At 71.8% G+C, this 10,983-nt stretch carries 10 protein-coding genes and 1 pseudogene; 6 read left to right on the forward strand and 5 right to left on the reverse strand.

The genetic code is table 11. From position 1 onward, the window contains the following. Window positions 1-41 precede the first annotated feature (41 nt). Genes BM290_RS23340 through BM290_RS23350 form a run of 3 tightly spaced genes read left to right on the forward strand, consistent with a single transcriptional unit; the run spans window position 42 to window position 3,108 of the window. On the forward strand, window positions 42-1,043 hold the full coding sequence (locus BM290_RS23340; protein ID WP_093617419.1) for a Bug family tripartite tricarboxylate transporter substrate binding protein: 1,002 nt from the start codon (window positions 42-44) through the stop codon (window positions 1,041-1,043). 2 nt (window positions 1,044-1,045) lie between these two features. Continuing rightward, window positions 1,046-1,585, forward strand: a complete 540-nt coding sequence (locus BM290_RS23345) for a tripartite tricarboxylate transporter TctB family protein (protein ID WP_093617421.1) — start codon at window positions 1,046-1,048, stop codon at window positions 1,583-1,585. Next, window positions 1,582-3,108 carry a tripartite tricarboxylate transporter permease gene (locus BM290_RS23350; protein WP_239143187.1) on the forward strand — a complete coding sequence of 509 codons (1,527 nt, stop codon included), beginning with the start codon at window positions 1,582-1,584 and terminating at the stop codon, window positions 3,106-3,108. Before BM290_RS23345 ends, BM290_RS23350 begins: the two co-directional genes overlap by 4 nt. Here the strand turns inward: BM290_RS23350 and BM290_RS23355 are convergent. The 3 genes and pseudogenes from BM290_RS23355 to BM290_RS49980 all read right to left on the reverse strand — a co-directional run. Continuing rightward, a complete protein-coding gene (locus tag BM290_RS23355; protein ID WP_239143188.1) occupies window positions 3,020-4,423 on the reverse strand; it encodes an alpha/beta hydrolase family protein in 1,404 nt (467 codons plus the stop codon). The two genes, BM290_RS23350 and BM290_RS23355, sit on opposite strands and share 89 nt — an antisense overlap. Before the next feature lie 31 nt (window positions 4,424-4,454). Next, window positions 4,455-4,727, reverse strand: coding sequence for an NUDIX hydrolase (locus BM290_RS49975; protein ID WP_239143196.1), 273 nt, complete (start codon window positions 4,725-4,727; stop codon window positions 4,455-4,457). 61 nt (window positions 4,728-4,788) lie between these two features. Continuing rightward, window positions 4,789-5,121 (reverse strand): annotated as a pseudogene (locus BM290_RS49980) (NUDIX hydrolase); the annotation flags it as partial. 59 nt (window positions 5,122-5,180) lie between these two features. On the opposite strand from BM290_RS49980, the gene BM290_RS23365 reads away from it, so the two are divergent. Continuing rightward, entirely contained in the window at window positions 5,181-5,921 is a 741-nt protein-coding gene (locus BM290_RS23365) for a DeoR/GlpR family DNA-binding transcription regulator (RefSeq protein WP_093617425.1), read from the forward strand. 200 nt (window positions 5,922-6,121) lie between these two features. Here BM290_RS23365 and BM290_RS23370 read toward each other — a convergent pair whose 3' ends face one another. Continuing rightward, window positions 6,122-7,960, reverse strand: coding sequence for a phosphatase PAP2 family protein (locus tag BM290_RS23370; RefSeq protein ID WP_093617427.1), 1,839 nt, complete (start codon window positions 7,958-7,960; stop codon window positions 6,122-6,124). 114 nt (window positions 7,961-8,074) lie between these two features. Here BM290_RS23370 and BM290_RS23375 point away from each other — a divergent pair, with 114 nt between their 5' ends. Next, complete coding sequence (locus BM290_RS23375; RefSeq protein WP_093617429.1) at window positions 8,075-9,376, forward strand: jacalin-like lectin; 1,302 nt, start codon at window positions 8,075-8,077, stop codon at window positions 9,374-9,376. Between the two features lie 77 nt (window positions 9,377-9,453). Next, complete coding sequence (locus tag BM290_RS23380) at window positions 9,454-10,281, forward strand: PrsW family intramembrane metalloprotease (protein ID WP_093617431.1); 828 nt, start codon at window positions 9,454-9,456, stop codon at window positions 10,279-10,281. 169 nt (window positions 10,282-10,450) lie between these two features. Here BM290_RS23380 and BM290_RS23385 read toward each other — a convergent pair. After that, on the reverse strand, window positions 10,451-10,983 hold a 533-nt coding region (locus BM290_RS23385), incomplete at its 5' end, for an RICIN domain-containing protein (protein ID WP_143133895.1).

Genomic DNA, 10,983 nt, shown 5'->3' on the forward strand with positions numbered 1-10,983 from the left:
ATCATCGCGCCGGACATCGACGAAACGAAAGAGAAACCGCGATGAAATCTGTGGCCAGGGCGTTCCTGGGGGTGGCGGCCGCCGTGACTCTGGCGGCGGCCGGCGGTTGCGGCGCGACCGCGGACAAGGGCGGCGACGGCGCGGACGGCGGTCCGGTCGCCGGGCTCCGCCTGATGGTCCCGAACAGCCCCGGCGGCGGGTACGACACCACCGCCCGCAGCATCGCCAAGATCATGGAGGACGACCGGATCGCCTCCGGGGTCGAGGTCTTCAACCTGTCCGGCGCCGGTGGCACCGTCGGCCTGCAGCGGACCGTCAACGAGAAGGGCAACGGCAAGCTCGCCATGCAGATGGGGCTCGGCGTGGTCGGGGCCTCGTACACGCAGAAGTCGCCGGCGAAACTCACCGAGACCACCCCGCTGGCCAAGGTGATCGAGGAGCCCGGCGCGATAGTGGTCGCCAAGGACTCGCCGTACCAGACCATCACCGACCTGGTGACCGCCTGGAAGGCCGACCCGAGGAAGCTCGCCGTCGGCGGCGGATCGTCGCCCGGCGGCCCCGACCACCTGCTGCCCATGCAGCTCGCGCAGGCCGTCGGCATCGACGCCCGGCAGGTCAGCTACGTCTCCTACGACGGCGGCGGCGAACTGCTCCCGGCCGTCCTCGGCGGCAAGATCGCGTTCGGCGCCAGCGGGGTCGGCGAGTTCCTCGACCAAGTGGAGGCCGGCCAGGTCCGGGTCCTCGCCGTCACCAGCGAGAAGCGCATCGACGCGGTCTCCGCCGTGCCCACGCTCAAGGAGTCCGGCGTCGACCTGGTCTTCACCAACTGGCGCGGCATCGTCGCCCCGCCCGGCATCTCCGACACCGACAAGCAGACCTGGATCGACGTGCTGACCCGCATGCACGGCACCGACGCGTGGAAGGCCGAGCTGGCCAAGCACGGCTGGACCGACGCGTTCGTCACCGGCGACCAGTTCGCCACCTTCCTCACCGCGCAGGACAAGGCGGTCGCCGACATCCTGACCGGGCTCGGGCTGGCATGACCATGAGCCAGCCGCCGGCCGGCTCGCCGGAGCAGGCCCCTCCTCCGGTGAGCGGGCGGGGCCGGGATCGCGCGCAGTACGGCATGTGCGCGTTCCTGGCCCTGGCCGGAGTCCTCGTCCTCGCCGACGCCCTCGGCACCGGCAGCGCCACCAGCAGCAACGACCCGATCGGCCCGCGCCCGGTGCCGATCCTGCTCGGCGCGCTGCTGCTGATCGCCGCCGTCGTCTACGCGATCGACGTGGCCCGCGGCGGCAGCGGCGAGCCGGAGGGCGGCGAGGACGTCGACCCCACCTCGTCGATCGACTGGCGCACCGTCGTGCTGGTGGCGATCGCCTTCGGGGTCAACGCGGTCCTGATCGAGCCGCTCGGCTGGGTGATCAGCGGGTCGATCCTGTTCTGGTCCACCGCGTTCGCCCTCGGCGCGCGCCGGCACCTGCTCACCGCCGTGGTCGCGGTCGCTCTCGCCCTGACCACCTTCTACGGGTTCGCGATCGGTCTCGGCGTGAATCTGCCCGCCGGAATACTCCAGGGAATCCTGTGATCAACGACCTGTCCCAGTTGCTCGACGGCTTCGGGCACATCCTCACGCCGATGAACCTGCTGGTGGCGCTGATCGGCGTCACGGTCGGCACCGCGGTCGGCGTGCTGCCCGGCATCGGCTCGGCGATGACCGTCGCCCTGCTGCTGCCGCTCACCTACGGTCTGGAGCCGACGCAGGCCTTCATCATGTTCGCCGGCATCTTCTACGGCGGCATGTACGGCGGCTCCACCACCTCGATCCTGCTCAACACCCCCGGCGAGTCGTCCTCGGTGGTCACCGCCATCGAGGGCAACAAGATGGCCCGCTCCGGGCGCGCCGCGCAGGCCCTGGCCACCGCCGCGATCGGCTCGTTCGTCGCCGGCCTGATCGGCACCCTGCTGCTGGTGCTGATCACCCCGATGATGGTGGCGTTCGCGATCGACCTGGGTGCCCCCGACTACCTGGCCATCATGATCCTCGGCTTCGTGGCGGTCAGCGCCGTCCTCGGCTCCTCCCGGGTCCGCGGCTTCTCCGCCCTGCTGCTCGGCCTGGTCATCGGCCTGGTCGGCATCGACAAGGTGACCGGCCAGCCGCGCCTCACCATGGACCTCCCGCAGCTCGCCGACGGCATCGACGTGATCGTGGTGGCGGTCGGCATCTTCGCCGTCGGCGAGACCCTGTGGGTGGCCGCCCACCTGCGGCGCCGGCCCACCGAGGTGATCCCGGTCGGTCAGCCGTGGCTGGGCCGCGACGACTGGCGCCGCTCGTGGAAACCGTGGCTGCGCGGCACCGGGCTGGGCTTCCCGTTCGGCGTGATGCCGGCCGGCGGCGCCGAACTGCCGACGTTCCTCTCCTACGCGCTGGAGAAGCGGCTCAGCAAGCACCCGGAGCAGTTCGGCAAGGGCGCCATCGAGGGCGTCGCCGGGCCGGAGGCGGCCAACAACGCCTCCGCCGCCGGGACGCTGGTGCCGATGCTGGCGCTCGGCCTGCCCACCAACGCGACGGCGGCGGTCATGCTGGCCGCCTTCCAGACGTACGGCATCCAGCCCGGCCCGCTGCTGCTGACCCGCGAGTCGACGCTGGTGTGGACGCTGATCGCCAGCCTCTTCGTCGGCAACCTGATGCTCCTGCTGCTCAACCTGCCGCTGGCCCCGGCGTGGGCCCGGCTGCTGCGGATCCCGCGGCCCTACCTGTACGCCGGGATCGTCTTCTTCGCCTCGATGGGCGCCTACGCCGTCAACGCCCAGCCGTTCGACCTGTTCCTGCTGCTCACCCTGGGCCTGCTCGGGTTCGCGATGCGCCGTTTCGGGCTGCCGGTGCTGCCGCTGATCGTCGGCGTCATCCTCGGGCCGATGGCCGAACGGCAGGGCCGGATGGCGCTGCAGCTCTCCGGTGGCGACCTGTCCGGCCTGCTCGGCGGCCCGGTGTCGTACGTCGTCTACGCGATCGTCGCGGTCATCCTCGCGTGGCCGCTGCTCCGGCGGTTCCTGTCGGTCCGGGACCGCAGCCGTTCGGGGAGTACTCCGGCCGTACCCCGACCGTGAAACGGCAGCCGAATGTCGCGGAAGCCACCCGGCGCCGGTCGAGGATCGCGTCGCCCTCGGGGCGAAGGCCCCGGTCGGTCCAGACGACTAGCTCGTCGAAAGCACGGCTGAGCTCGGCAGACGTGAACCCGCAGTGCGCCGCGGTGCGGATCGCGCGGGAGACGAAGAGGCGGGAGCGCCCGTTGGCGGCGGCCCGGCGGGCGTACTCCTGCTCCATCGAGATCGGCACGAACAGGTCACCCACCCCGTGCAGCGACAGGACCGGGACGCTGGGGCGGCCGTCCACGCGGGGGACACCGTCAAGACCGCGATCGGGGTACGCCGTACGCCCCACCCGCAGCACCGACGCGTTGAGCGCGCGTTCCGCCGCCGTCGGCCACCAGCGGTCGGTGGCCCGGTAGACGGTGCGCCGATTGTCGGTCAGGTTGCCGGGGGCGATGCCCGCGGTGCCGCCGCTGAGCCCCGGGTAGACGCTGAACAGGAACGGCAGCCCGCTCTGGCTCGCCGTGTTCCAGTAGGTGAACGCCGCCGGGAAACCGGGCCGCTCCCCGCCGCTGCGGCGTTCCAGCACGTCCGACCAGGTCTTCCCGGCCTCGGTGCCGGTGAGTGCCGCTTTGATCCGGGCGACCTGGCCGGCGAACCGGGCCGGATAGGCGGCGTCCGGCCGCAGCGGGAACTCGAACTCCACCCCGGCCAGCGCCGCCGCCGTCACGTTCGCGTCCAGGAACCAGTCGAACAGCTCCGCGTCACCGAGGACCCCGCAGTACGGCATCGCGCCGGCGAACGTCCGCGGGTACTCCTCGATCGCGACCGCCGTGACGTGCCCGCCCATCGACGCGCCACTGACGTAGACCTTGCCCGCCGACCGGCCGGTGACCTGCCGGAACAGGCCGACCAGCGCGTACGTGTCACGGACGCCCTGGCCCACGTCGTAGCCGTTGGTGGCGTAGCTGGACGCCGCCCACGCGTAGCCCCGGTCGAGGTAGTGCTGCCGCAGCTCCGGGCTGCTCACGTAGACCGTCGTGCCCGTCCCGCGGTAGCCGTGCGCGTAGACGACGAGCCGCCCGTTCCACTTCTTCGGGACCTCGATCCGGTACGCCGCGCCCGCCCGCACCCCGGTGTGCACGGTCGCGCCGGGCGACGCGGTGAACGGGGTGCCGTCCGGCTCACAGTCCGGATCGGCGACCAGATAGCCGGGTTTCGTGTCGCTCGGGACCGGCGCCGTGCACGACGGCGGCGCGGCGGCGGTGGCGGGCGCGCCGGACAGGAGCCCGGCGAGCAGGGTGGCGACGAGCAGGACACGGCGCACGATCATCGCGTTACCTCCCGGTAACACTTAATGGCCGTCATCGATCCCTGTCAAGAACCCCCTTCAGCGCCGCCCACTGCAGCAGCATGATCGTCTTGGCGTCGGCGATCTCCCCGGAGTCCACCATCGCCAGCGCCTCGTCGAACGGCAGCTCCACCGCCTCGATGTCCTCCCCGTCGTCGGCCAGGCCACCGCCCTCGCCGGTCCGGGACGCCGGCGAATACGGCGCCGCGAAGCAGTGCAGCCGCTCGGTCACCGAGCCCGGGCTGGTCCACGGCCGGAACACCGGGATCAGCTCGCCGACCGTCACCCCCCAGCTCCTCGGCCGCCTCCCGCCGGATCGCCGCCGCCGGGTCGTCGCCGTCGAGCAGCCCGGCGGCCGTCTCCAGGAACATCCCGTCGGGGTGGCCGTTCACATACACCGGGAACCGGAACTGCCTGGTCAGCAGCACGGTCCGCCGGTCCGGGTCGTAGAGCAGCACGGTCGCGCCGTCACCGCGGTCGTAGGTCTCCCGCTGCTCCCGCGCCCAGCTGCCGTCACGCCGCCGGTAGTCGTAGGTGGTCCGCCGCAGCACGTGCCACGCCGCCGCGAGCAGCTCGACGTCACGCACGATCACCGCCGGGTTGCCGGTGAGGTCGCGGCCCACCCGGTCCAGCCCGGTCCGGCCCCGGGCGTCCGGGACATCCAACCCTGGTGTGGTCATGATCGCGAACCTACACTCGGAAACGCGCAACAGTCGACAACAATGAGGAGAAACACGGAATGCTTGCCGCTGAGCGTCGTGATCTGCTGCTCGCCCGGCTCGCCGCCGACGGCAAGGTCGTCGCCAAGGACGTCGCGTCCGAGCTGGGCGTCGCCGAGGACAGCATCCGCCGGGACCTGCGCGAGATGGCGGCCGCCGGGCTGTGCCAGCGGGTCTACGGGGGAGCGCTGCCGATCTCGCCGGCGGTCGCCGACTACGCGACCCGGACCACCGTCGCCACCTCCAGCAAGCAACGGGTCGCGGCCGCCGCCGCCGCGCTGATCCGGCCCGGTCAGACCGTCCTGCTCGACGGCGGGACCACGGCGCTCGCCGTCACCGCGGCCCTGCCCCGCGACCTGCGGGCCACCGTCGTCACGCACAGCCCGACCGTCGCGGCCGCGCTCGTCGGCCATCCGGTGGTCGACGTCTACGTGCTGGGCGGCCGCCTCTTCAAGCACTCTGCGGTGACCTGCGGGGCGGCGGCCGCCGAGGCGGCACAGGCGGTGACCGCGGACCTGTTCCTGCTCGGCGTGACCGGCGTCCACCACGAGGCCGGCCTGACCACCGGCGACCCCGACGAGGCCGCCATGAAACGGGCCCTCGCCGCCCGGGCCGCCGACACCTACGTCCTGGCCAGCACCGAGAAGATCGGCGCCGCCTCGCGGTTCCTGGTCCTCCCGGCCACCGCGGTGACGGCCGTGATAACCGACGCCCCGCCTGCCCACCCCGCCCTCCGGGACATCCCGGTCCACCCCGCCTGACCTCGCTGCGGGCCGGAACACAGCGGGAACCCTGACGGCCGGCCGGCGGTGGGGATCCGGCCGGCGCTGCGGGCCGGAACTCAGCGGGAGCCCCGACGGCCGGAACTCGGCGGGAGCCCCCGGCGGCCGGCCGGCGGTGAGGATCCGGCCGGCCGTCAGGGCTGGGGAGGGTCGGTGACAGATCTCAGGATCAGCCGGGGTCAGATGCGGTGGACGCGGGCGGTGAGGGAGTCGCCGTGGTGGGTCAGGGTGGCACCGTAGCCGGGGGTGGTCACCACGACCCTGGTGAAGCGACCCCGGAGCCGGCGGGCCTTGAGGATCGGGAACGTGCGGGAGTGGCCGTCGATGTGGGGGATCGACAGTTCCAGGGTGGCGCCGGGGGCGATCGCGATCTCGTCGCCGGCGGTCAGCGCGGGCGCGCCGTGGGTGCGGGCGGACACGGCCAGGGCGCCGGCGGAGAGACGGACCGAGCCCGGCACGTGGACCTTCGCGGCGGTCAGGCGCAGCGTGCCGCCGGAGACCGTGACGTCGCCGTCGCCCAGGGCCTTGCGTGCCGCCGCGACCAGGGTGCCCCGGGCGACGGTGGTGCCGCCCCGGTAGCCGTTGTCGCCGGTCAGGGTCAGGGCGCCGGTGCCCAGCTTGATCAGGCCGCCGTGGCCGTCGATGTCGTTGCGCCAGGTGTCGGCGGCGGCGAAACCGGTGGCGGCCGCGTCCAGCGTGACGGCGACGGTGGTGTCGAAGGCGCCGTACCCGTCGGCGGCGGCGAACAGGTTGATCCGGCCCCACTGCTCGGGGCCGTCGAGGATCGGGTTGCCGGCGGCCAGGGCCGTGGTCCGGAGCACCTCGCGGCGCTGGGCGGCGTCGAGGTACGGCAGACGCGTCTCCAGCAGGACCTCCGCCCCGGCGGGGACCTCGAACCTCAGCTTCGACCGTCGCGCGGGCAGCCCGTACGTCTGCTTGGGTGTGACGATCGCGGCGTTGGCGTCCCGCTCGGCGCCGGACCGCGCGGCGACGGTGAGGTCCGGCCCCGCCTGCGCCTGGAAGAACGCCAGCGCCTGGGCCCGCGCCTCGGCCTTGAGGGTCGCGTTGGCCGGGTCGGCGAGGATCGCCGCGGTGAGCGCGGTGCCGAGGATGCGGCCGCCGATCACGTCGGCGGGGGAGTGCATGCCGGTGACGATCCGGGTGTGCGCCAGGTCGTAGGCGGTGGTGACGAGTTCCTGGAAACGTTCGGGCACGGCGTACGCGAACGCGAGCGCCGCCAGGAACAGCGCGTTGGTGTGCCCGCTGACGTAGCCGCCGTCCTCGGCCGGGTTGGTGCTGCGCTGGCGCAGCAGCTGCGGGGTGACGACGATGCCGGAGTCGTAGACCGGGTAGCCGAACTCGTCGACCGCGCCGGTGTCGACGACCTCGCTGTCCTCGGTCATCCGCCACGGGCGCGGGTACTGGTAGGCGAACTTGCTCGGGTTGCCGGAGGACCAGTTCCCGCGGACCGTGTTGACCAGGGTGACGACCTTGCCGAGGACGGAGGCCGGGTTGCCGGCGCCGAGCGTCGACCCGGCGGGCGCGCCGGCCGGGACGAAGTCGCTGACCGTGGTCGGCGGGGTGGTCGCGGGGGCGCCGGTGATGCCGGTGACCGCCTGCGCGCCGGCCTTGTACGCGTCGGCGAGCGGGCCGAGGCCGGCGATCACCGAGTAGCTCTGGTGCTGGCGGTCGACGATGAACGACCGGGCGGCCTCGGCGGCCGTGCGGTGGCGCGTGGTCCTGACGACGTAGCGGACGTTGGCGCGCAGGAACGCCTCGTCGAGGACGGTGCCGGTGTTCCAGGAGGCGCCGGTGCCCCATACCTTCCGGAAGCCGGAGAGGATGCGGACCGCGGCGTTGGTCTCGGCGGTCAGGTTCGCCGTGGTGTTGGTCTTGTAGGAGTCGACGAACGCGGCGGCGGTGGTGGCGGCGGCGGCAGCGGAACCGTCGAGAGAGGTCGGTCCGGCGACGAGGCCGGCCGCGCCGGCGATCAGGAGGGTACGGCGACTGACGTTCACGAGCGCCCAGCCTTGGTGGATCAAATGACCTAAAACGGAACGAGTGCTGTTGTGAACGTGAACAAAACTCGACGGACCTATCGGTTAACGCCTATCGATGGTTACCTTCCGGTAATGAAACGCGCTCTCGTGGCCCTCACCACAGTTCTGAGCCCGCTCCTGCTCGCGCCGGCCCCCGCCCACGCCGCGAGCGGATCGTTCAGTGTCCTCACCTACAACGTCGCCGGCCTGCCGGACATCATCTCCAGCGCCGAGGTCGACCGGCAGACCGCGCACACCGCGATCGGCCGGCGCCTGGACCCCTACGACATCGTGCACGTGCAGGAGGACTTCAACTACCACGCCTACCTGTACGCGGCCGACACCACGCACCCCTACCGCACTCCGACCAGCGGCGGCGCGGGCATCGGCTCCGGGCTGAACAGCCTGTCGAAGCTCGCCTACGACACTGACGACTTCGAGCGCGGCGACTGGGACTCCTGCCAGCTGGACTCCGGCGACTGCCTCACCCCCAAGGGCTTCACCTTCGCCCGGCATCGGCTCGCCGACGGCGTCTACGTCGACTTCTACAACCTGCACACCAACGCCGGGACCAACGACGGCGACCAGCAGTCCCGGGCCTCCAACCTCAACCAGCTGACGGCCTTCATCGCCACCCACTCGGCCGGCAACGCGGTCGTCGTCATGGGCGACACCAACACCCGATACACGCGTACGGCCGACACGATCCGTGACTTCGTGGCCGCGAACGGCCTGACCGACGCGTGGGTGAAGGTGGAGCGCGCCGGGACCCCGCCGGCCGCCGGGTCGGACGCGCTGCTCTGTGACGCGGCGGCGGTCACCGACACCTGCGAGGTGGTCGACAAGATCCTCTACCGGGGCAGCCGGTTCGTCACGCTGACCGCGACCGGCTACCACAACGAGGACGCCGGGTTCCGGACCGCCGACGGGAAGATGCTCTCCGACCACTTCCCGATCAGCACCTCGTTCACCTGGTCGACGAACGCGGCGTACGAGTTCAGCGAGCAGTTCGGCGGACCGCACGGCGATTACTACAACGACATCGACGCCGTGGTCGCGCGCCCGGCGACGGTCGGTCTGCGGGCCGGGTCCCGGGTGGACCAGGTCAGCCTCGGCGCCCTGACGCACGGCGGCGCCGGCGGCACGGCGCAGTCGCTGACCCTCGGCTCGTCGGAGTACGTGACCAGCGCGCTTCTGTGCCGGGCCGCGTACAGCGGGCACACCCGGATCTTCTACGCGAAGTTCACCACCAACCTGGGCCGCAGCATCGCCGGTGGCACGACCACCTCGGACTGCGTGACCAGGACCGCGCCGAGCGGTTTCCAGATCGCCGGCTTCCACGGACGTTCCGGGACGGCCGTCGACAAACTAGGGTTGATCTACAGCCGCCGCTGACTCGTAGGTCTCATTTCCGCGTCGGGCGGCACGTCGGGGGGTACCCGGGTGCCGCCCAACAAGCGTGGGAGGCGCACATGACTCTGTGGCGGCGTGTTTTCCTGACCGGTTTCGCCCTCTGGCTGCTGACCGTGGTGGTCACCTTCGTCACCGGCAACCCCAACCTCATCCCCACCCTGGTCCTGCTCGGCAGCTTCCTGGTCCCGGTCACGTTCGTGCTCTGGGCGTACACCCGGCGGCACAGCGGCGAGGTCACCGCCGAACTGCTGTTCAGCACGTTCGTCACCGGCGGTGTCCTCGGGGTGCTGGCCGCGTCGCTGCTGGAGACGTACCTGCTGCACCCGAACCCGCTGTTCTTCCTCGGCGTCGGCCTGATCGAGGAGGCCGCCAAACTCGCCGCGCTCGCCTTCCTCTGCCGCCGCCTGCAGCACAAGTTCGCCGTCGACGGGGTGATCCTCGGCGCCGCCGTCGGGTTCGGGTTCGCCGCCTTCGAGTCCGCGGGGTACGCCTTCACCGCCCTCTTCACCCAGCAGGGCCTGTCGCTGATGACGCTGGTCGAGACCGAGCTGCTGCGCGGGGTGCTCGCCCCGGTCGGGCACGGGCTGTGGACGGCGATCCTCGGTGGCGTGCTGTTCTCGGCGAGCGGGCAGCGGCACTTCGCGCTGACCGGGCGGCTGCTGGTGTCGTACCTCGGCGTCTCGGTCCTGCATGCCCTGTGGGACGGCTGGCAGAGCATCGCGCAGGTGATCACCGACATCGAGGGCGACCCGCACCTGTTCACCCTGCTGTCCTGGGGCGGTCTGATCGGCGTGTCGCTGATCGGCATCGCCTGGCTGCTGGTGGTCCGCCGTCGCGCCGACCGCGAGGTGGCCGTCCCGATGTGGCGGGTCCCGATCAGGTACTGAGCACTGTGCGGCTCTCACCGGTGCCCGGAGAGGCGTGGGACACCGGTGAGAGCCATACCGGGTGGGAACCCGGGCCGGACGGCGCGCGCGAGCCGGGGGACGGTGTCGGCCGGCGCGCTCGTCCACGATCGGCTCCCCGCCTTCGGGTGACGGGGAGCCGGTGGGTGGATCAGGTGGTGATGTTCCACTGCTGGCAGGTGTTGCCGAGCGCCGTCCACTGGCGGACCGCCACACCGTCGGCGCTGCCGCAGTTGGTGACGTCGAGGACCAGGCCGTTGCCCCGGTTCGCGATCAGGTACCCACCGCTGATCGGGGTGAGGCTCCACTCCTGGCAGGTGTTGCCGAGCGAGGCCCACAGGTTGAGGGCCGTGCCGTTGGCGGTGCCGCAGTTGACCGAGTCGAGGACGGTGCCGGAGTTGACGTTGGTGATCCGGTAGTAGTTGCTCGTCGTCCTGGTGAACGTCCACTTCTGGCAGTTGTTGCCGAGCGACGACCACTGGTCGATCGCGGTGCCGTTGGCGGTGCCGCAGTTGACCGCGTCCAGGACCTTGCCGCTGGCCTGGTTCGTCAGGCGGTACTGGGTGCCCGCGACCGGGAACGAGACCGTGCCGCCCGGGTCGCCCGACGGGGCGGTCAGGGTGGTGGCGAGCTTGTCGGGCGTACCCAGATCGGGGGTGTCGTCGCTGTTGAAGGTGACCTTCT

It is taken from the genome of Actinoplanes philippinensis, assembly GCF_900113015.1.
Classification (GTDB): Bacteria; Actinomycetota; Actinomycetes; order Mycobacteriales; family Micromonosporaceae; genus Actinoplanes; species Actinoplanes philippinensis.